The organism is Nocardioides ultimimeridianus (genome assembly GCF_054777895.1).
This window is the reverse complement of record NZ_BAAHAB010000002.1, coordinates 45,480-66,197: the sequence shown is the minus strand read 5'-3', so window position 1 is coordinate 66,197 and position 20,718 is coordinate 45,480. Positions and strand designations below refer to the sequence as shown.

The following is a 20,718-nucleotide window of genomic DNA, read 5'->3' as shown; positions in this document are numbered from 1 at the left end:
AATCATCGGTGGGGGTCTTCTCCCCCCACGCGGCCTCGGGCCGCGGGATCAGTGACGGACCAGCCGGCACCGTGCCGGCGACCAGCCATTCCAGACAAGGACGGTCATGGCAGAAGCATTCATCTACGACCACGTGCGGACACCGCGCGGTCGCGGCAAGAAGAACGGTTCGCTGCACGAGGTCAAGTCCATCGACCTCGTCGTGACGCTCATGAACGCGATCGAGGACCGCAACCCGGGTCTCGACACCGCCGGCATCGACGACGTCATCCTCGGCTGCGTCACGCCGATCGGCGAGCAGGGCTCCGACATCGCGCGGGTCGCCGCCATCAAGGCCGGGCTGGCCGAGACCGTCGCGGGCGTCCAGCTGGACCGCTTCTGCGCGTCGGGCCTGGAGGCCGTCAACCAGGCTGCCGCCCGCGTCCGCTCCGGCTGGGAGGACCTGATCCTCGCCGGTGGCGTCGAGGCGATGAGCCGCGTGCCGATGGGCTCCAACGGTGGCGCCTGGGCGCAGGACCCGAAGACCAGCCTGGACACGGGCTTCGTCCCGCAGGGCATCGGCGCGGACCTGATCGCCACGATCGAGGGCTTCACCCGTGAGGACGTCGACGCCCTCGCCGCCCAGTCGCACGCGCGCGCCGCCAAGGCGTGGGCCAACGGCTACTACGACGAGTGCGTCATCCCGGTCAAGGACCAGAACGGCCTCGTCGTGCTGGACAAGGACGAGACCGTCCGTCCCGACACCAGCGTCGAGTCCCTCTCGGCCCTGCGACCCTCCTTCATCCAGCAGGGCGGCGAGGTCGGCTTCGACGACGTCGCGCTGGCGAAGTACACGACCGTCGAGAAGATCGAGCACGTCCACCACGCCGGCAACTCCTCCGGCATCGTCGACGGCGCCGCGCTGGTGCTCATCGGCAGCGAGGAGGCCGGCAAGAAGCACGGCCTGACCCCGAAGGCGAAGATCGTCGGGACGGCCGTCATCGGCTCCGAGCCGACCATCATGCTGACCGGTCCCGCCCCGGCCGCCCGCAAGGCGCTGGCGAAGGCCGGCCTCAAGCCCGAGGACATCGACCTGTGGGAGATCAACGAGGCGTTCGCCTCGGTTGCGCTGCGGTTCATGAAGGACATGGGCATCAGCCAGGACGTCACCAACGTCAACGGCGGCGCCATGGCGATGGGTCACCCGCTCGGTGCGACCGGCGCGATCATCCTCGGCACGCTCGTCGACGAGCTCATCCGCCAGGGCAAGAAGCGCGGCCTCGCCACGCTGTGTGTCGGCGCGGGCATGGGCATCGCCACGATCGTCGAGATCGTCTGAGACGCGGAAAGAGCAGAGGAACCAAGAAATGACTGAGCAGACTGCTGTCCGCTACGACATCGACGGTGACGGCATCGTCACGCTGACCCTCGACGACCCGAACCAGTCGGCCAACACCATGAACGAGCTCTACAAGAGCTCGATGGCGGCCGCCGTGGAGCGCCTGTACGCCGAGCAGGACCAGGTCACCGGCGTCGTCATCGCCTCGGCGAAGAAGACCTTCTTCGCCGGCGGCGACCTGAAGAACATGATGCCGGTGCGCAAGGAGCACTCCGAGCAGATCTTCGCCGAGGTCGAGAGCATCAAGGCGACCCTGCGCAAGCTCGAGCTGTTCCCGAAGCCGGTCGTGGCCGCCATCAACGGCGCCGCGCTCGGCGGCGGGCTCGAGATCACCCTGGTCGCGAACCACCGCATCGCCGTCGACGGCCGCTACCCCCTCGGCCTGCCCGAGGTGAAGCTGGGCCTGCTGCCCGGCGGTGGCGGTGTCACCCGCATCGCCCGCAAGTTCGGCCTGATGGTCGCGATGACCGAGATCGTCGCGACCGGTGCCGAGTTCAAGCCCGCCGCGGCGAAGGACAAGGGCCTGGTCGACGAGCTGGTCGCCACCCAGGAGGAGCTGATCCCGGCCGCCAAGGCGTGGATCAAGGCCAACCCGGACCAGATCGCGGCGCCGTGGGACACCCCCGGCTACAAGATCCCCGGCGGTACGCCGTCCAGCCCGTCGCTCGCTGCCTTCCTGCCGGCCTTCGCGCCGATGCTGCGCAAGCAGCTCAAGCAGGCCGACATGCACGCGCCCAAGGCGATCCTGGCGGCCACCGTCGAGGGTCTGCAGGTCGACTTCGACACCGCCTCGCGGATCGAGTCGCGCTACTTCACCGACCTGGTCACCAGCCAGCAGGCGAAGAACATGATCCAGGCCTTCTTCTTCGACCTGGGCTCGATCAACGCGGGCAAGGAGCGCCCCGAGGGCGTCGAGAAGTTCAAGCCGACCAAGGCCGTCGTCCTCGGCGCCGGGATGATGGGCGCGGGCATCGCCTACGTCCTGGCCCGCGCCGGCGTCGAGGTCGTCCTCAAGGACGTCTCGATCGAGGCGGCCGAGAAGGGCAAGGCGTACTCCGAGGCCATCAACGAGAAGGCCGTCTCGCGCGGCAAGCTCACCCAGGAGGCCTCCGACGAGCTGCTCGCCCGGATCACCCCGACCATCGAGGCGTCCGACGCCCAGGGCTGCGACCTGGTCGTGGAGGCGGTCTTCGAGAACGTCGAGCTCAAGCAGAAGGTCTTCAACGAGGTCATCCCGTTCCTCGCCGACGGTGCGCTGCTGTGCTCGAACACCTCGACCCTGCCGATCACCGAGCTGGCCAAGGGCATCGAGGGTGACGCGTCGCGCTTCATCGGCCTGCACTTCTTCAGCCCGGTCGACAAGATGCCTCTGGTGGAGATCATCCGCGGCGGCGAGACCTCGGACGAGTCGCTCGCCCAGGCCTACGACATCACCCTGGCCATCAAGAAGACCCCGATGATCGCCCACGACTCGCGCGGCTTCTACACCTCGCGCGTCATCGGCTTCATGGTCAACGAGGGCATGCAGATGGTCGCCGAGGGCGTCCACCCGCTGACCGTCGAGCGGGCCACCACCCAGGCCGGCTACCCGGCCGCGGTGCTGCAGCTCTCCGACGAGCTCAACCTGGAGCTGATGGCGAAGATCGCGAAGTCCGCCGAGGACGACCCGAGCTTCGTCAAGCACCCGGGCAGCGACGTCGTCACGAAGATGCTGGAGGCGGGTCGCGCGGGCAAGCTCCGCGGTGCCGGCTTCTACGACTACGTCGACGGCAAGCGCACCGGCATCTGGCCCGGCCTGGCCGAGCTGTTCCCGGTCGCCGAGGAGCAGATCCCGCTCGCCGACGTCAAGGACCGGATGCTGTTCTCCGAGGCCCTCGAGACCGCCAAGTGCTTCGAGGAGGGCGTCGTCACCTCGGCGGCCCACGCCAACATCGGCTCCATCTTCGGCATCGGCTTCCCGCCGGCCACGGGTGGTGCGGCGCAGTTCATCACGGGCTACGACGCGGCCGACGGCAGCTACGGCATCGACGCGTTCCTCAAGCGCGCCGACGAGCTGGCCGACAAGTACGGCGAGCGGTTCCGGCCGACGCAGTACCTGCGCGACATGGCGGCGAAGGGCGAGACCTTCCCCGCCTGATGTGCTGATCGAACCGCCGGGCCGGCGCTCCAGAAATGGGGCGCCGGCCCGGCGGCCGTTTTGGCAGGCTGGTGCCATGACGACGGAGGTGGCGATCGAGGTGCGGGCGGCGCGGGCCGAGGAGTGGCGCGAGCTGCGGGAGCTGCGGCTGCGGGCGCTGCAGGACCCGGCCGCGTCGGTGGCGTTCGTGCGCTCCTACGACGAGGAGGCCGCCGAGCCCGACGAGTTCTGGATCGAGCGCGCGACGCGCAACGCGGCCGGCGAGGCGGCGTACCAGGCCGTGGCGGTCGACGACGGCCGGATGGTCGGCACCGTCGTCGGGCTGCTCGAGCGGGCCGGCGACACCGACTGGGCCGGGGCGCGCATCGAGCACGACGGCGTCCTGGTCGTCGGTGTGTACGTCGACCCCGCGACCCGCGGGGCGGGGCTGCTCGGCCGGTTGGTCGACGACGTGCTCGCGTGGGCCGCCGGGCTCGGCCTCGAGCGCGCCCGGCTCCAGGTGCACGAGCACAACCCGCGCGCCGAGGCGGCGTACCGCAAGCTCGGCTTCACGCTCACCGGCAACAGCGTCGAGATCGAGGCCGGGGTCGAGCGCGAGATGGCGCGGCTCGTCTGACCGGTCAGGCGCGGGCCGCGGAGGCCAGGGCGGCCGCGACCTCCGTGGCGTCGTCGACGGACACCAGGCCCGAGGTGACCCGGACGGCGGGGTGGTCGGTGCCGGGGGTGGCGAGGAAGGTCGTCCCGCCGGCCACGCGGATGCCGGCGGCGTCGAGCTCGAGGAGGGCGGCGCGCTCGTCGCGGACCGGCAGCCACAGGTTGATGCCGTCGGGCACCTCCAGGGCCACGCCGTGCGCGCCGAGGGCGGCGACGAGGGCACCCTGCCGCGCGGCGTACGTCGCCCGCGCGTGCTCGACCTCGGCCACCGACGAGGCGGCGGTGAGCAGCTCGAGCAGGATCGTCTGCACCATCCGCGAGGTCCACGCCGGGCCCAGCATCCGACGGGCGACGACGCGGTCGAGCAGGGCGCCCGGCCCACCCATCGCGGCGATCCGCAGGTCGGGGCCGTGCGACTTGGAGAACGAGCGCACGTGTACGACGCGCTCGGGCAGCCAGCGCGCCAGGCTGACGGGGGCGGCCGTACTGATGCCGTGCGAGTGGTCGTCCTCGAGGACCCAGGGCGTGGCGACGCCGCGCCGCGTCATCACCGGCACCAGGCGCTCGGCCCGCTCCTCGCTCATGACCCTTCCGGTCGGGTTCTGGGCCCGCGGCTGCAGCACCACGGCCGTCGGCCGTGCGCCCATGGCGTGCTCCAGGGAGCGCGGCAGGATCCCCTCGGCGTCGTGGCGCACCGGCACCACCTCGGCGCCGAGCGACTCGACGAGGTCGAAGAGCGGCGGGTAGCCGGGCGACTCGAGCACGATGCGGTCGCCGTACCCGGCGACCTCCTCGAGCACCCGGGCGATCCCGTCGGTGGCCCCGTCGACGACGGTCAACGTCTCCACGGCCGCCGGCCACGCCGACACCAGCACCTCCCGCAGCGCCGGGAGCACCGGCTCGGCCTGGTAGGCGAACGCCTCGGCCCGCTCGGAGACCCGGCGCAGCGCCGGGCCGAGCGAGGGCAGCAGCGAGGGGTCGGCGATGCCGCGGGACAGGTCCAGCCGCGCGCCGTCCAGCCCGGCGCCGACCAGGTCGCGGTGGCGCGGGCTGAGCCAGGCCGTCGGGGCGTCCTGCACGAACGACCCGGACCGTCCGCGCGCCACGATCAGGCCCTTGCGGCGCAGCGCCTGCCACGCCGCGCTCACCGTGCCCGGCGAGACCCCGAGCTCGTCGGCCACCTCGCGGACCGTGGGCAGCCGGTCGCCCGGCGCGAGCTCGCCGGCGCGGATCGCGCGACTCACGGCGCCCGCGATGCCGCGGGGGGAGCGGTCGACGAGCGAGCTCAGATCCATCCGCGTGGCCTCCCTCGAGCGCTCCAGCGCCGTACTTTGCAAATAAATGTTCAAGTCTTAACGTAACAAATATGCATGACGACCTCGACCTGGACCGCCGCACCTCCGAGCTGGACCGTGCCCACGTCTTCCACTCCTGGTCCGCCCAGGGCGCCCTGAACCTGCTGCCGATCGCCGGCGGCAAGGGCAGCCGGGTCTGGGACCACAGCGGCCGCACCTACCTGGACTTCTCCAGCCAGTTGGTCAACGTCAACATCGGCTACGGCCACCCCGGTGTCGTCAGCGCCATCCAGGAGCAGGCCGCGGAGCTGGCCACCATCGGGCCGGCCACCGCCAACCTGACCCGCGGCGAGGCGGCCCGGCGGATCGCCGGCCACGCGCCGGCCGGGATGGAGAAGGTCTTCTTCACCAACGGCGGCGCGGACGCGGTCGAGAACGCGATCCGGATGGCGCGCCTGCACACCGGCCGGGACAAGGTGATCTCGCGCTACCGCAGCTACCACGGCAACACCGGTGCCGCGATCAATGCGACCGGCGACTGGCGGCGGCTGCCCAACGAGTACGCCCGCGGCCACGTGCACGCGTTCGGCCCCTACCTGTACCGCTCGGAGTTCTGGGCGACCAGCCCCGAGGAGGAGTGCGCACGCGCCTTGCAGCACCTGCGCCGGATCGTCGAGTGCGAGGGCCCGAGCACGATCGCGGCCATCCTGCTCGAGACGATCCCCGGCACGGCGGGCGTCCTGATGCCGCCGGAGGGCTACCTGCCCGGCGTACGGGCGCTGGCCGACGAGTTCGGCATCCTGCTCATCCTCGACGAGGTCATGGCGGGCTTCGGCCGGACCGGGGAGTGGCTCGCGCTCGATGCGTACGACGTGAAGCCCGACCTGATCACCTTCGCCAAGGGCGTCAACTCCGGGTACGTCCCGGTCGGCGGCGTGATCATCGACGACGCGGTCGCCGCGTGCTTCGACGAGCGCGTCTTCCCCGGCGGCCTCACCTACAGCGGCCATCCGCTGGCGGCCGCGTCGATCGTCGCGGCCCTCGACGCCATGGAGACCGAGGGCGTCGTGGCCAACGCGAAGGCGATCGGCGAGGACGTGCTGGGCCCGGGCCTGCGCGAGCTCGCCGAGAGGCACCCCGTCATCGGCGAGGTGCGCGGCAAGGGCGTCTTCTGGGCGCTCGAGCTGGTCGCCGACCGCGCCACCCGGGCCCCGCTGCCCGCCGCCGCCATGGCCTCCGCCAAGGCGGAGCTGATCTCCCGCGACGTGCTCCCGTTCGTCGCGGACAACCGCATCCACGTCGTCCCCCCGTGCGTGGTCACCTCCGACGAGGTGGCCGAGGCGCTCGCGGCGTACGACGACGTGCTGACCATCCTCGACCACCAGATCTGAATCGGAGCCATCACATGACCACCCTCGACCACTGGATCAACGGGGCCGCCGTCTCCGGCGCGTCCACCCGCACCGGCGACGTCTTCGACCCCGCGCTGGGCACCGTGACCAAGCAGGTGCGCTACGGCTCCGCGGCCGACGTCGCGACCGCCGTCGCCGCCGCGAAGCAGGCGTTCGGCAGCTGGGGCACGGCATCGATCGCCAAGCGCACGCAGGTGATGTTCGCCTTCCGCGAGCTGCTCAACAGCCGCAAGGACGAGCTCGCCGCGATCATCACCTCCGAGCACGGCAAGGTGCTCTCCGACGCCGCCGGCGAGGTGGCCCGCGGGCTCGACGTCGTCGAGTTCGCGTGCGGCATCGCGCACCTGTCGAAGGGCGACTTCTCCAACAACGCCTCGACCGACATCGACGTCTACTCGATCCGCGAGCCGCTCGGCGTCGTGGGCATCATCAGCCCGTTCAACTTCCCGGCGATGGTGCCGCTGTGGTTCCTGCCGATTGCGGTCGCGGCCGGCAACACCGTCGTGGTCAAGCCCAGCGAGAAGGACCCGAGCGCCGCGGTCTGGCTGGCGCAGCTGCTCACCGAGGCCGGCCTGCCCGACGGCGTCGTCAACGTCGTCCACGGCGACAAGGAGGCGGTCGACGCGCTGCTGACCCACGAGGACGTCGCGGCGATCTCGTTCGTGGGCTCGACCCCGATCGCGCGCTACGTCTACGAGACCGCGACCGCGCACGGCAAGCGGGTCCAGGCCCTCGGCGGCGCCAAGAACCACATGCTGGTGCTCCCCGACGCCGACCTCGACCTGGTCGCCGACTCCGCCATCAACGCCGGCTTCGGCTCGGCCGGCGAGCGCTGCATGGCCGTCTCGGTCGTCGTGGCGGTCGAGCCCGTCGCCGACGAGCTGATCGAGAAGATCACCGACCGGATGGGCAAGCTGGTCGTCGGCGACGGCCGCCGCAGCTGCGACATGGGCCCGCTGATCACCGCCCAGCACCGCGACAAGGTCGCGGGCTACCTCGACGTCGCCGTCGAGGACGGCATCGACGTCGTCGTCGACGGGCGTGGCATCGAGGTCGACGGCGAGGCCGACGGCTTCTGGCTCGGCCCGAGCCTGCTCGACCGCGTCCCGACCAGCTCCGCGGTCTACACCGACGAGATCTTCGGCCCGGTGCTGTCGGTGGTCCGGGTGTCGTCGTACGACGAGGGGGTGACGCTCATCAACGCCGGCCCGTACGGCAACGGCACGGCGATCTTCACCAACGACGGCGGTGCCGCGCGGCGGTTCGTGCGCGAGATCGAGGTCGGCATGGTCGGCGTCAACGTGCCGATCCCGGTGCCGGTCGCCTACCACTCCTTCGGCGGCTGGAAGCAGTCCGCGTTCGGCGACGCCAAGGCCTACGGCCCGCAGGGCGTGGAGTTCTTCACCCGGGAGAAGGCGGTCACCTCGCGCTGGCTCGACCCCTCCCATGCGGGTGTGAACCTGGGCTTCCCCCAGAACGACTGATCGACGGATGGATATCGTTCCGGCGTGACCACCACACCGCAACGAGTCCTGATCACGGGGGCCGCACAGGGGTTGGGTGCGGCCCTCGCGGCCGCCTACGAGGAGCGCGGGGCCGAGGTCCTGCGCACCGACCGGGCCGCCGGGGCGGATGTCGTCGGGCTCGACATCACCAGCGACGCCGACTGGGCCGCGATCGCCGAGGAGGTCGACCGGCGCTGGGGCGGCCTCGACGTCCTGGTCAACAACGCGGGCATCGCCGGCGGCGGGCGCCTCGACGTCTCCACGATGGACGAGTGGCAGCGGCTGGTCGACATCAACCTGTTCGGCGCGGTCCGCGGGACCTTCACGTTCACGCCGGTCTTCAAGCGGCAGGGGAGCGGCCGGATCATCAACATCGCCTCGCTCGCGGGCCTCGTGCACCCGGCCGGGATGGCGGGGTACAACACCACCAAGGCCGCGGTCGTGGCGCTCACCGAGACGGCCGGCCACGAGCTCGCGGCGTACGGCGTCACGGCGCACGCCGTGTGTCCCTCCTTCTTCCGCACGGCGCTGCTGGACAACGTGCAGGGCCGTGACGAGACGCTGACCCAGGTGGTCGGCCGGCTGGTCGCCAACGCGCCGCGCGGTCCGGAGGCGATCGCGGCCGAGGTGCTGGCGGCGGTCGACCGCGGCGAGCAGCTGATCCTGCCCGATCCGGAGGGGCGATCGGCGTACGACCTGAAGCGGAGCGACCCGGCGGCGTACGACCAGGTGATGCGGGCGCAGGCTGCCAAGCTGGTGGGCCAGGCGTGAGCGACGAGAGCAGGCCGGTCCGGGACGAGGACGCCTTCGACATCGCTGCTGTCGCGGCATGGCTGGACCGCCCGATCGCCGAGGTGCGGCAGTTCCCGGGCGGCGCGTCGAACCTGACCTACCTGCTGCGGATGGAGGACGGCGAGGAGCTGATCCTGCGCCGCCCGCCCGCCGGCACCAAGGCCAAGGGCGCGCACGACATGGGCCGCGAGTTCCGCATCCAGGCGGGTCTTGCGCAGGTCTTCCCCCAGGTCGCGCCCATGGTGGCGTACGCGACCGCGGAGGAGAGCCCGATCGGGGCCGAGCTCTACGTGATGGAGCGGGTCGTCGGGCGCATCCCGCGGCGCGACTTCGGCTTCGACATCACCGAGGAGCAGACCTCCGAGCTCTGCCGGTCGGCGGCCGACACCCTGGTCGCGCTGCACGAGGCGGACGTGATGTCGGTGCCCGACCTGGCCGCGCTGGCGAAGGGCGACGGCTACGTACGCCGCCAGGTGGACGGCTGGACGACCCGGCTCGCGAACGCGGCGACCGACGACATGGGCGACTGGAGCGACATCACCGGCTGGCTCGCCGAGCACCAGCCCGCCGACGTCGGCCGGTGCATGATCCACAACGACTACCGCTTCGACAACATGGTCCTGGCCGAGGACGACCCGACCCGGATCGTGGCGCTGCTGGACTGGGAGCTGGCGACGGTGGGCGACCCGCTGATGGACCTCGGCGGCGCGCTGGCCTACTGGGTGCAGCCCGACGACGACGAGTTCTTCCAGCTCTTCCGGCGCCAGCCGACGACCGCGCCGGGGATGTGGACGCGGGTGCAGCTCCGCGACCACTACCTCGCCGCCCGCGGGCTCTCCGTGAGCGACGCGGGGTGGCGCTTCTACGAGGCGTTCGGGGTGTTCCGGCTCGCCGTGATCATCCAGCAGATCTGGTACCGCTACGTCCACCGGCAGACCACCAACGAGGCGTACGCCGGGTTCGGGCAGGCCGTCGGCTACCTCGAGTCACGCTGCCGCTCGATCATCGAGGAGTCCTGATGGGCATCATCCTGCTGGTCCGTCACGGCCAGGCCTCCTTCGGCTCCGACGACTACGACGTGCTGTCCGAGACCGGCCACGAGCAGGCCCGCGTGCTGGGCCGGTGGCTCGCCGACCAGGGCACCGTGCCGGCGGCCGCGTTCCACGGCGGGCTGCGCCGGCAGCGCGAGACCTGGGAGGGTCTCGGCTTCGCGGACCTCGCCGCCACGGTCGACCCGGCATGGGACGAGTTCGACCACCTCGCGGTGCTCGCCCACTACGCCGCCACGACCGGCGCGAACATCGACCACGGCGTCGACCGCAAGGTCTTCCAGCGGGTCTTCGAGGAGTCGACCGAGCACTGGACGGCCGGCCACGACGGCTACCCCGATCCCTACGCCGACTTCCTCGGCCGCACCCGCGGGGCCCTCGAGCGCGCGGCCGCCGCACCGGGACCGGTCATCGCGGTGACCTCGGGCGGCGTGATCGCCGCGATCGCCGCGGCGCTCGTCGCTCCCGACCTGCCGCCCGCCGAGCTGGGACCGATCTGGTCCCGCTTCAACACCGTCCTCGCGAACAGCTCGGTCACGCGGGTCATCGTCGGCTCGACCGGCGCGCGGCTGCTCACCTACAACGAGCACCCGCACCTGTCCCGGGACCTCCTCACCTACCGCTGAGCCGCCCGAGTCCATGGAGATCCTCGTCCTCGGTGGCACCGCGTGGCTCGGCCGCACCATCGCCACGATCGCCCGCGAGCGCGGCCACGCCGTCACCTGCCTGGCCCGCGGTGAGTCCGGTGGGGTGGCCGACGGGGTGCGGCTCGTCGTCGCGGACCGGTCCGCCGGTGCAGCGGCGTACGACGAGGTGCGGGACCGCGCCTGGGACGCGGTCGTCGAGGTGTCCTGGCAGCCGGGCTTCGTCCGCGACGCGCTCGAGGCGCTCGGCCCCCGCGCCCGGCACTGGACCTACGTCTCCTCGATCAACGTGTACGCCGCGCACGACCAGCCGTACGCCGACGAGACCGCCCCGCTGCTGGCCGCCCTGGAGTCGGACACCGCCGGCCGTGAGGAGTACGGCGAGGCCAAGGTCGCCTGCGAGCGCGCGTCCGAGGAGGCGGTCGGTGACCGGCTGCTCGTCGCGCGGGCCGGCCTGCTCGGCGGGCCGGGCGACGCCAGCGGTCGCAGCGGCGCGTGGGTCGCCCGCGCGGCCCGCGCGCCCGAGGAGCCGATGCTGGTGCCCGACACCCCGGAGCTGCCCACCTCGGTGCTCGACGCCCGCGACCTCGCGGCCTGGCTGCTCGACAGCGCCGGGGCGGGGACCACCGGGACCTACGACACGATCGGCCCGGTCGTGCCCTTCGCCGACTGGATCGGGCTGTGCCGGGAGGTCGGCGGCCACGTCGGCCCGGTCGAGCACGTCGACGCGGCCTGGCTCGTCGAGCAGGGCGTGGAGCAGTACATGGGTCCCGACTCGCTGGCGATGTGGCTCGTCGAGCGGGGCTACGAGGGGTGGGCCTGCCGCAGCGGCGCGGCCGCCCGGGCCGCCGGGCTGCGGGACCGCCCGCGCGCCGACCTCCTGACCGACCTGCTGGCCTGGGAGCGCGGCGAGGGACCGGCGCGTCCGCGGACGGCCGGCCTGAGCGACGTACGGGAGAGGGAGCTGCTGGCGCGGTGGCGGGCGAGGGCCGGGTCGTAGTGTCCGACCACGTCACCAACGCGCTCATCGCCTCGGCCGCCGGCACGGTGGTGGCCGTGCTGCTGCTGATCCCCACGGCGGCGTACCAGTACCGGCTGGACGGCAGGCTGCAGCCGCGCGACCTGGCCATCCTGCTGTCCGGCGCGATCTACGGGCTGGCGCTGTGGACCTACACGCTGCTGCCGATGCCGGCCGCGCACCACTACCGGTGCAAGGGCCGCCAGCTCGACCCGCTCGCGACCATCCGCGGGATCACCGACCGGCCCGGCGCCGGACTGGCGGGCCTGGTCCACGACCCCGCCTTCCTGCAGGTGGCGCTGAACGTGCTGCTGTTCGTGCCCCTCGGCTTCTACGTGCGCTGGATCCTGCACCGCGGGTTCGTGGTCACCACCCTGCTCGGCTTCGGTACGTCGCTGCTCATCGAGACCACCCAGGGCACCGGCGTCTGGCACCTCTACCCGTGTGCGTACCGGCTCTTCGACGTCGACGACCTCATCGTCAACACCCTCGGTGCGCTGCTCGGTGCGCTCCTCGCCGCCCTGTTCGTACGACGCGACCGCGGCCCGATCGTGCTGCCGACCTCGATCACCCTCGGCCGGCGGCTGGTCGGCATGGTCTGCGACCTGCTCTTCGTCGGGCTCACGGGGGCCGCGGCGGCGGTGGGCTACCGGGGGTGGGTGCTCTACGGGCCCGGCGGGCACCTCGACCGGGACGCCCAGCACCTGCTCCAGGTGCTGGTGCCCGGTGTGGTCGAGGTCGGGCTGGTGCTGCTGGCCGGCCGGACCTTCGGGGAGTGGGTGATCTCGGTCCGCGCGGTGTCCCCGCGGCCGGGGCTCGCGCCGCTCGCGCGGGTCGCGAAGCTCGCCGTCGGCATCGGCCCGCTGCTCGTGCTCGTCGCGGTCACGGACCCGTGGACGACCTGGGCGCTGCTGGTCTGGGGCGTGGTGACGGTCGCGGCCGTCGTACCGACCCAGCAGCACAGGGGTCTCGCGCACGTGCTGTCCGGGATGCGCCTCGAGATCAGTGGGGAGATCAGCGGCGAGCGCGGATGACCACACCGGTGCCGGCGAGCACCAGCGCGCCGCCCAGGGCGAGCAGCCACGGGTCCATCGGGTTGCCCGTGTTGGGCAGGGTCCCGGAGGTGACCGACGCGGCCGGCGCGGCGCTCGGGGTGTGCCCGGCCAGCACGACCGTGGCGTGCGCGGGGTCGACCGCGCTCGGCGGGGCCGCCAGCACCTCGTGGGTGTGACCGGCCGGGTGCGAGGTGACCTCGGCCGGCGCGGCGGTGACGATGCCCGGGTCCGGGGTCGCGACCGGGTCGGTGGGATCGGGGTCGGTGGGTCCGGGGTCGGTGCACGCCGGCGTCGCGGGGATCGCCGGCGACACCAGCACGTCCTCGTCCCAGGCCGGCGTGACGACCACGACGGTGTCCGGCGTCGTGGTGGTCTCGTCCGAGCCCGCGACCTGCGTCCAGCCGTCGCCGGCCGGCGCGGTGGCCGAGCGGTCCGCGGTCTCGGTGACCGGCGTGCCCGGGCGGGTCGCACCGGTGGCGTCGTACCCGGCCGGCGCGCTGTCGCCGTCGGCGAGCCAGAGGTACTCCAGGTGCGAGACCTCGGGCACCGCGGGCACGGCCGGTGTGTCGACGACCCAGGTCGTGGTCTCGGTGGTGTCGCAGGGCCCGACCAGCGTCCAGCCCTTGGCGTTGTCGGGGCCGTTCCAGTGGTCGGAGTCGACGCAGCGCGTCGCGCCGGTCGTCTGCTGCTGGTAGGTCCAGGTCAGGACCGTGGTCGTGGTGACCGAGTGGCCCTGCTCCGGTACGGCGTCCTGCGCGGGCTGGTCGACCACCACCGTGCTGAGCTCCCGCTCGGTCGTGGCGACGGAGCGGGTCCACAGCCAGGTCGTGGTCGTCGTACCGGGGACGACCTCGGTGACCGCGTCGTGGTGGACGGTCTGGTGGACCGCGGGCACGGCCGGCTGGCCGCACACCTCGGCGGCGGACGCGGCGCCGCCGGAGAGGCCGAGCACGGCGGCGACGGCGAGGGAGGCAGGGGCGAGCAGCAGGCTGTGACGTGACATGGGGTGTCCTCTTCGGTCGGTTCGGCGACGTCCGAGCACGTCGCAGGACCAACGAGGCGGGTCACCGCGGGTCAGGGAGAACAGCCGGAAACAGGACGAAGTCCCGTCAGAGCAGCCGCTTCACCACGGCCAGCGGAGCGTGCTTCATGACCGGCGCCATCGCCGCCCACGGCAGCGGCGGCACGCACGCGTCGGCGACCTCCTTCTCGATGGCCGACACCATCGCGCGCACGCCCTTCTCGGTCGAGGTCATCAGCGGCGTCTGCTGCTCGACGTGCTCGTTCATCTCCGAGGCGATGTAGCCCGGGTAGAGCACGGTCACCTTGATCCGGGAGGCGAGCGGGGTGCCGTGCAGCTCGGTGCGCAGGCCCTCGGCGAGGTGCGCGACGCCGGCCTTGGTGGCGGCGTACGTCGTCATCGCGCCGGGCATGCCACGCATGGCCGACATCGACGACACCATCACCAGGTGCCCCTGCTGCTGGCGGCGGAACACCTCCATGGCGGCCTCGGTCTGGGCGAGCGCCCCGACGAAGTTCGTCATCGCGGTCTGCCGGTTGGCCTCGAACCGGCCGGTGCCGAGCTTGGCGCCCTTGCCGAGGCCGGCGTTCACGACGACCCGGTCGAGGTGGCCGAGCTCGTCGGCGAACTCGCCGAACACCCGGAACACGGCCTCGTGGTCGTTGACGTCGAGCTCGCGCAGCACGATCCGGCGGGCGCCGTGCTCCTGGCGGATCTCGTGCTCGAGCTGCTCGAGCCGGTCGGTACGCCGCGCGCACAGCGCCAGGTCGTAGCCCTGTGCCGCGAACTGGCGCGCCATCTCGGCGCCGAGCCCGCTGGAGGCGCCGCTGATCACGATGGTCTGGGTCATGGGGTCAGTCTGGCGCAGGTCGCGGCGGAGGTGTGGACACGCTCGACACATACCGGGTATACATGACCATACCCGGTATGTAGAGGAGTCAGGATGTCCGTCAAGCACGCCCTGCTGGCGCTGCTCGAGCAGCAGCCCATGTACGGCTACCAGCTGCGCGTCGAGTTCGAGCAGCGCACCGGCACCACCTGGCCGCTCAACGTCGGGCAGGTCTACACGACCCTCACCCGGCTCGAGCGCGACGGACTCGCCAGCGCCGAGGGGGAGGACGCCGAGGGCCACGTGATCTACCGGATCACCGACGCCGGGCGGGACGAGGTCGCGGCCTGGTTCACCACGCCGGTCGCCCGCACCCAGCCGCCGCGCGACGAGCTCGCCATCAAGCTCGCCCTGGCCGTCACCGTGCCCGGTGTCGACGTCGGGTCGGTGATCCAGCAGCAGCGCAGCGCCACCATGACCGCGCTGCAGGACTACACCCGGCTCAAGCGCCGTGCGGCGGACGGCGACCAGCCCGCCGACCTGGCCTGGAGCCTCGTCCTCGACTCGCTGGTCTTCGCGGCCGAGGCCGAGGTCCGCTGGCTCGACCACTGCGAGGCCCGGCTGCGACGGGCCGCGACCGAGAGGCCGGCCACCGTCACGGCACCCACCACCGAGCGGAGCACCCGATGAGTCCGATCAACCCCGTCCTCCGGCTGACCGACGTGACCCGGGTCCACGGCGCCGCCCCGAACCAGGTCCAGGCCCTGCGCGGCATCTCCTTCAGCGCGTACGCCGGCGAGCTGGTCGCCGTCATGGGCCCGTCCGGCTCGGGCAAGTCGACGCTGCTCACCATCGCGGGCGGCCTGGACCAGCCGACCTCCGGCGTGGTCGCCGTGGAGGGCACCGACCTGGCCGGTCTCGGGCAGAAGGGGCGGGCGCGGATGCGGCGTACGTCCATCGGCTACGTCTTCCAGGGCTTCAACCTGATCCCGGCCCTCACCGCCGCCGAGAACGTCGCGCTGCCGCGGGAGCTCGACGGCGTCGCCGCGCGGGTCGCTCGCCGCGAGGCACGGGCAGCGCTCGAGGAGGTCGGCATCGGCGACCTCGCCGACCGGTTCCCCGACGACATGTCCGGCGGCCAGCAGCAGCGGGTCGCGATCGCGCGCGCGGTCGTGGGGGAGCGGCGGCTGATCCTGGCCGACGAGCCGACCGGCGCCCTCGACACCGAGACAGGTGAGGAGATCCTGCGGCTGCTGCGGGCGCGCTGCGACGCGGGCGCCGCCGGCGTACTGGTCACGCACGAGGCGCGGCACGCCGCCTGGGCCGACCGGGTGGTCTTCCTGCGCGACGGCGTGGTGGTCGACGAGACCGGCGCCGACCGTGCCGAGGTGCTCACCGAGTCCGTGCGATGACCGCGACGAGCGGGTACGCCGGCTGGCGCGTCGCGCTGCGTCTCGCCCGTCGCGAGGCCTGGCGGCGCAAGGGCCAGACCGCGCTGATGCTGGTGCTGATCGCGCTGCCGGTGCTGGCGGTGACGACGGCCGCGGTGGTGTGGAAGACCGCCACGGTGTCGGGCGCGGAGGGCGTGACACGGCGGATGGGGGCCGCAGACGCGCTCGTCACCGCGCCCGGTGGCGGAGGACGGGCGATCCAGTGCTTCGACCCCGATGTCTGCTCGATCCTGATGGGTGGCCAGGGCCGGCCGACGAGCACGGCACGCGTCGAGGCGCTGATGGGCGACCGTCCCGTCGTAGCCCTCGGCACCGACACGCTGAGCTACCCGACGTCGGAGGGCATCGGCGACCTGTCCGTCACGCAGACAGACTTCAGCAACCCCCTGACGGGCGGGCTCTTCCGGCTTCACGAGGGCCGGATGCCCTTGAACACGGGGGAGATCGCGATCAATCCTGCTGCTGTCGCACGTGGCCCGCGGCTCGGTCAGACCCTGGAACTGATCCGCAAGGTCCGTTCGACGACGACGGTCTACCGGCTCAAGGTCGTCGGCATCGCCGACTACGCGAACAACCGGAGCTCGCCGTTCGGCGCCGTGCTGCCCGGGGCCGTGGGGTCGCTGCCGGCGTACGAGCTGAGCTGGCTGGTCGGCGGCGGACCGGTGAGCTGGGCACAGGTGCAGCAGTGGAACCACCGTGGGCTGATCGTGGCCTCACGGGCGGTTCTCACCGACCCGCCGCCGGAGTCGGAGCTTCCCGAGGAGGTGCAGGTCTACCAGCAGCAGAGCGGGGTCGAGCAGACGACGATCACGATCATCGCCCTGATCGCCTCCATGGTGCTGCTCGAGGTGGTGTTGCTGGCCGGCCCCGCGTTCGCCGTCCGCGCCAAGGCCCAGGCGCACACCCTCGCGCTCGTCGCGGCGACGGGAGGTACGCCCGCCCAGGCCCGCCGTACGATCCTCGCCTCCGGTGTCGTGGTCGGTGCCGTCGGCGGGGTCGTGGGCGCGGGGCTCGGGGTGCTGCTCTCGTACGCCGCGGTGCCGATCGCCCAGGACCACAGCTCGAGCTGGTTCGGCCCTCGGGAGGTCCCGTGGCTGCTGGTGCTCGCCGTCGCGGGCTTCGGCTTCGTGTCGGCGTTCCTCGCGGCGGTCGTGCCGGCGTACTCAGCCTCGCGCCAGAACGTGGTCGCCGTGCTCGCGGGTCGGCGAGGGGAGGGCCGGCCGTCGCGGCGCTCGCCGTTCGTCGGTCTGGTGCTGATCGGTCTCGGCATCGCCGGCGCCGTGCTCGGCGGACGCGAGAGCGCCGTCGGCACCACCGCGGCGGTGATGGTGGGCGGATCCGCCATCGTCTCGGTGATCGGGATGATCTTCTTCGTGCCGGCGGCGGTCGTGATCGTGGCCCGGCTGGCCCGTCGTCTGCCGCTCTCCCTGCGTTTCGCCGCGCGCGACGCCGCCCGGCACCGAACCCGCACCGTGCCTGCCGTCGCTGCTGTGGGCGCGACGGTCGCCGGGGTCGTCGCCTTGAGTATCGCGCTGAGCAGCCAGGCGGCACGGGACGCGAGCGCCTATGCCCCGCAGCTCGCGGACGGCTACGCGGTCGTCAACCTGAGTGGACCGAAGCACGAGGCCGACGTCGCCGCGGTCGTCCGCAAGCAGCTGCCGGCGGTCGCCCTCGAGCGCGTCACCGGCGTCCCGGGCGGCTACGACGTCGAGTTCCGCTATCCCGGCCATCCGGCGAGCTACAGCTACGGCAGCTATCTCGGCACAGCCGATGTCGTGGCGTCCAGGCTGCCCGACTACCTCGGGGTCGACGATGCCTCTGCTGCCCGCGCCGACGCCGTCCTCCGTGACGGCGGGGTGGTCACATTCTCCAGCTCGTTCGATCACGCGGACGGGACGACGGTCACGGCGGTGGTCCACCGCGCCGACACCGGTCGTGTGCTCCGCCGGGTCGGGCTCCGCGCCACACCGGTTGCGATTCCCCACTCCTCGACCCCCGTCGCCGCCGTGCTGTCGCCTCAGGCGGCTGCCCGGCTGGAGGTGCCGACGGCGGTGACCTCGCTGGTCATGCCGCCCACGTTGTCGAACGCCCAGCAGCAGGATCTCAAGGAGGCGCTGGCCGCGGCCGCCCCGAACGCGATCCTCTACGTCGAGCGCGGGTTCGAGCTCGACCCGGTGACGCGGATCATTCAGTGGGTGCTGGCCCTGCTCGGCGGTGTGCTGATGCTGGGCGGCACCCTGACCGCTACCTTCCTCGCGCTCTCGGACGCGAAGCCGGATCTCGCCACCATGGCCGCGGTCGGGGCTCGGCCGCGGACCAGGCGAGGCGTGGCAGCGGCGTACGCACTCGTCGTGGGGGCGGTGGGCGCGGTCCTGGGTGCTCCGATCGGCTTCATCCCAGGCCTCGCGATCAGCCGCACCATCACGCGCAACTGGCAGACCGACGGACACCTCGTCGACGTCCCCTGGCTGCTGATCGGCGCCATCGTGGTCGTCCTGCCGCTGCTCACCGCCGCTGTGGTCGGGCTGTTCGCGCGGAGCCGGCTGCCGCTGGTGGCGCGGATCGACTAGCCCGGGAGCGCGTCCGCCACGAGCTGTCGCAGCATCACACCGACCCGGTCCAGCGGCTCGGTGGAGCGCTGGGCGATGGCCATGGCGGTCGCACCCTCGGCACTGCTGAGGATCAGCGCGGCCAGTCCGGCGGCCCGCTCGGTGGCGACGCCCGACACCTCGAGCGCGGCGCTCAGGAGCGACTGCCACTGCTCGAAGATCCGCCCGGCAGCCTCCCGGGCGAGGGGGACCTCGGTGCCGCCGAGAGCGGCCGCGACGATCGGGCAGCCGGCCGTGTAGTCGCTGGCGACCAGGTCGGCGGTCGTGATCGCCAGGTAGGCATCCATCGCGCTGAGGATGTCGGGCACCTCGGCGAAGAGCTGCTGGAGCGCCTCGGTCATCTCCGAGCCGGTCTGCTCGGTCGCGGCGGCGATGACCTCGTCGCGGCCACCGGGGAAGTTCAGGTAGAGCGAGCGGCGGGCGACGCCGGCCTCGGCGAGCAGCTCGGCCACGGTGGTGCCGCCGACCCCGCGCGACCGCGTCAGGGTCGCCGCGCCGGCGAGCAGCCTGTCGCGAGCGGTGCTCATGCGGCGTACCTCCTCGAAAGTGTGACGGCGACCATCTTGCCGTTAGACCAAACAGTCTACTACAGTCGCCGCATGTCCACGACCACGGCCCTCACGCCCACCGACCAGCGCGCGATCCTGGCGGCGCCCTTCACCCTCCCGAACGGCTTCGTCATCCCGAACCGGCTCGCCAAGGCCGCGCTGAGCGAGAGCCTCGCGACCCGCGACTTCGCCCCGGGCGACCGGATCAAGAGCCTCTACCGGCGCTGGTCCGCCAGCGGTGCGGGCCTGACGATCACCGGCAACGTGATGATCGACCGGCGCGCGATCGGCGAGCCCGGCAATGTCGTGGTCGAGGACGAGCGGCACCTCGCCGACCTCACCGAGTGGGCCGAGGTCATCAAGGCCGGCGGCTCGCGGGCCTGGGTGCAGATCAACCACCCCGGCCGGCAGACCCCGCGCAACCTGACGCCGCACCCGGTCGCCCCCTCGGCCATCGGCCTGCAGGGCGCCGGCGGCATGTTCGCCACCCCGCGCGAGCTCACCGGCGCGGAGATCGAGGACCTGATCAAGCGGTACGCCGAGACCGCGCGCATCGTCGTCAAGGCCGGCTTCGAGGGCGTGCAGATCCACGGCGCCCACGGCTACCTGGTCTCCCAGTTCCTCTCGCCGCTGGCCAACCAGCGCACCGACGCCTGGGGCGGTACGCCGGAGAGGCGCCGCCGCTTCGTGCTCGAGATCGTGGCCGCGATGCGCGCCGAGGTCGGCGCCGACGTACCGGTCACCATCAAGCTCAACTCCGCCGACTTCCAGCGCGGTGGCTTCGGCGAGGACGAGTCGATCGAGGTCGTCCACGCGCTCTCCGAGGCCGGCATCGACCTGCTCGAGATCTCCGGCGGCACCTACACCTCCGCGGCGATGCTCGGCGTCGACGAGACCGTGCGGGAGAGCACCCGCAAGCGCGAGGCCTACTTCCTGTCCTACGCCGAGCGCGTCCGCGCCGAGCTCCCCGCGCTGCCGCTGATGCTGACCGGCGGCTTCCGGACCCTGGCCGGGATGGCCGAGACCCTGGACAGCGGCGCGATCGACCTGGTCGGCCTGGGCCGGCCGCTTACCGTCGAGCCGTCCGCGCCCGCGGACCTGCTCGCCGGCGTCGTCGACCACAGCGTCGTGCGGCCCCGCCGCAGCGGCATCAAGCTGATCGACAGCCTGACCGAGCTGACGGCGTACACCGTGCAGATGTGGCGGATGGGCGACGGCAAGGAGCCGGCCCCCGACCGCCACCCCGCGTTCAACGTGGCGACGTACCTCCTCGCCAACGGGCGCGACAGCCTGAAGGGTGTCCGCAGCGCCAAGTAGGCGC

Annotated in this window: 18 protein-coding genes; 14 read left to right on the top strand and 4 right to left on the bottom strand. The window is 72.4% G+C overall.

Going from position 1 to position 20,718, the window contains the following annotated elements; all coding sequences use genetic code 11:
* The first annotated feature begins 106 nt into the window (after nucleotides 1–106).
* The 3 genes from ACYU8V_RS00315 (at nucleotide 107) to ACYU8V_RS00305 (ending at nucleotide 4,131) form a co-directional block, all read left to right on the top strand.
* Nucleotides 107–1,318: an acetyl-CoA C-acetyltransferase gene (locus ACYU8V_RS00315; RefSeq protein WP_460844352.1), complete on the top strand. Its 1,212-nt coding sequence runs from the start codon at nucleotides 107–109 to the stop codon at nucleotides 1,316–1,318.
* 28 nt (nucleotides 1,319–1,346) lie between these two features.
* Nucleotides 1,347–3,515: a 3-hydroxyacyl-CoA dehydrogenase NAD-binding domain-containing protein gene (locus ACYU8V_RS00310; RefSeq protein WP_460844350.1), complete on the top strand. Its 2,169-nt coding sequence runs from the start codon at nucleotides 1,347–1,349 to the stop codon at nucleotides 3,513–3,515.
* Nucleotides 3,516–3,591: 76 nt separating this feature from the next.
* Entirely contained in the window at nucleotides 3,592–4,131 is a 540-nt protein-coding gene (locus tag ACYU8V_RS00305; protein ID WP_460844348.1) for a GNAT family N-acetyltransferase, read from the top strand.
* Nucleotides 4,132–4,135: 4 nt separating this feature from the next.
* Here ACYU8V_RS00305 and ACYU8V_RS00300 read toward each other — a convergent pair whose 3' ends face one another.
* Entirely contained in the window at nucleotides 4,136–5,464 is a 1,329-nt protein-coding gene (locus ACYU8V_RS00300; RefSeq protein WP_460844346.1) for an aminotransferase-like domain-containing protein, read from the bottom strand.
* Nucleotides 5,465–5,535: 71 nt separating this feature from the next.
* On the opposite strand from ACYU8V_RS00300, the gene ACYU8V_RS00295 reads away from it, so the two are divergent.
* The 7 genes from ACYU8V_RS00295 to ACYU8V_RS00265 are packed head-to-tail and all read left to right on the top strand — an operon-like array spanning nucleotide 5,536 to nucleotide 12,918.
* Nucleotides 5,536–6,855: an aminotransferase class III-fold pyridoxal phosphate-dependent enzyme gene (locus ACYU8V_RS00295; protein WP_460844345.1), complete on the top strand. Its 1,320-nt coding sequence runs from the start codon at nucleotides 5,536–5,538 to the stop codon at nucleotides 6,853–6,855.
* A 14-nt stretch (nucleotides 6,856–6,869) separates the two neighbouring features.
* A complete protein-coding gene (locus ACYU8V_RS00290; RefSeq protein WP_460844343.1) occupies nucleotides 6,870–8,360 on the top strand; it encodes a CoA-acylating methylmalonate-semialdehyde dehydrogenase in 1,491 nt (496 codons plus the stop codon).
* Between the two features lie 24 nt (nucleotides 8,361–8,384).
* Nucleotides 8,385–9,152 (top strand): SDR family NAD(P)-dependent oxidoreductase, encoded by a 768-nt coding sequence (locus ACYU8V_RS00285; RefSeq protein ID WP_460844341.1) that lies wholly within the window; start codon nucleotides 8,385–8,387, stop codon nucleotides 9,150–9,152.
* Nucleotides 9,149–10,192 carry a phosphotransferase family protein gene (locus ACYU8V_RS00280; protein WP_460844339.1) on the top strand — a complete coding sequence of 348 codons (1,044 nt, stop codon included), beginning with the start codon at nucleotides 9,149–9,151 and terminating at the stop codon, nucleotides 10,190–10,192. Before ACYU8V_RS00285 ends, ACYU8V_RS00280 begins: the two co-directional genes overlap by 4 nt.
* The gene (locus ACYU8V_RS00275; protein ID WP_460844337.1) at nucleotides 10,192–10,848 is read left to right on the top strand and encodes a histidine phosphatase family protein; all 657 of its coding nucleotides are present in this window, start codon (nucleotides 10,192–10,194) and stop codon (nucleotides 10,846–10,848) included. Before ACYU8V_RS00280 ends, ACYU8V_RS00275 begins: the two co-directional genes overlap by 1 nt.
* A gap of 13 nt (nucleotides 10,849–10,861) precedes the next feature.
* Nucleotides 10,862–11,866 carry a Rossmann-fold NAD(P)-binding domain-containing protein gene (locus tag ACYU8V_RS00270; protein WP_460844335.1) on the top strand — a complete coding sequence of 335 codons (1,005 nt, stop codon included), beginning with the start codon at nucleotides 10,862–10,864 and terminating at the stop codon, nucleotides 11,864–11,866.
* On the top strand, nucleotides 11,866–12,918 hold the full coding sequence (locus ACYU8V_RS00265; RefSeq protein WP_460844332.1) for a VanZ family protein: 1,053 nt from the start codon (nucleotides 11,866–11,868) through the stop codon (nucleotides 12,916–12,918). The genes ACYU8V_RS00270 and ACYU8V_RS00265 overlap by 1 nt, the downstream gene beginning before the upstream one ends.
* Here the strand turns inward: ACYU8V_RS00265 and ACYU8V_RS00260 are convergent.
* Both ACYU8V_RS00260 and ACYU8V_RS00255 read right to left on the bottom strand, forming a co-directional pair.
* The gene (locus ACYU8V_RS00260) at nucleotides 12,899–13,942 is read right to left on the bottom strand and encodes an LPXTG cell wall anchor domain-containing protein (protein ID WP_460844330.1); all 1,044 of its coding nucleotides are present in this window, start codon (nucleotides 13,940–13,942) and stop codon (nucleotides 12,899–12,901) included. The genes ACYU8V_RS00265 and ACYU8V_RS00260 overlap by 20 nt on opposite strands.
* A gap of 106 nt (nucleotides 13,943–14,048) precedes the next feature.
* Complete coding sequence (locus tag ACYU8V_RS00255; protein ID WP_460844327.1) at nucleotides 14,049–14,810, bottom strand: SDR family oxidoreductase; 762 nt, start codon at nucleotides 14,808–14,810, stop codon at nucleotides 14,049–14,051.
* Nucleotides 14,811–14,903: 93 nt separating this feature from the next.
* Here ACYU8V_RS00255 and ACYU8V_RS00250 point away from each other — a divergent pair, with 93 nt between their 5' ends.
* The 3 genes from ACYU8V_RS00250 to ACYU8V_RS00240 are packed head-to-tail and all read left to right on the top strand — an operon-like array spanning nucleotide 14,904 to nucleotide 18,810.
* Complete coding sequence (locus tag ACYU8V_RS00250) at nucleotides 14,904–15,479, top strand: PadR family transcriptional regulator (protein WP_460844324.1); 576 nt, start codon at nucleotides 14,904–14,906, stop codon at nucleotides 15,477–15,479.
* Entirely contained in the window at nucleotides 15,476–16,201 is a 726-nt protein-coding gene (locus ACYU8V_RS00245) for an ABC transporter ATP-binding protein (protein WP_460844322.1), read from the top strand. Before ACYU8V_RS00250 ends, ACYU8V_RS00245 begins: the two co-directional genes overlap by 4 nt.
* Nucleotides 16,198–18,810, top strand: a complete 2,613-nt coding sequence (locus ACYU8V_RS00240; protein ID WP_460844320.1) for an FtsX-like permease family protein — start codon at nucleotides 16,198–16,200, stop codon at nucleotides 18,808–18,810. Before ACYU8V_RS00245 ends, ACYU8V_RS00240 begins: the two co-directional genes overlap by 4 nt.
* On the opposite strand, the gene ACYU8V_RS00235 is transcribed toward ACYU8V_RS00240, so the two are convergent.
* Nucleotides 18,807–19,376 (bottom strand): TetR/AcrR family transcriptional regulator, encoded by a 570-nt coding sequence (locus ACYU8V_RS00235; protein WP_460844317.1) that lies wholly within the window; start codon nucleotides 19,374–19,376, stop codon nucleotides 18,807–18,809. The genes ACYU8V_RS00240 and ACYU8V_RS00235 overlap by 4 nt on opposite strands.
* Nucleotides 19,377–19,448: 72 nt before the next feature.
* Here ACYU8V_RS00235 and ACYU8V_RS00230 point away from each other — a divergent pair, with 72 nt between their 5' ends.
* Nucleotides 19,449–20,714 (top strand): NADH:flavin oxidoreductase/NADH oxidase family protein, encoded by a 1,266-nt coding sequence (locus tag ACYU8V_RS00230; RefSeq protein WP_460844314.1) that lies wholly within the window; start codon nucleotides 19,449–19,451, stop codon nucleotides 20,712–20,714.
* The last annotated feature ends 4 nt before the right edge of the window (nucleotides 20,715–20,718 follow it).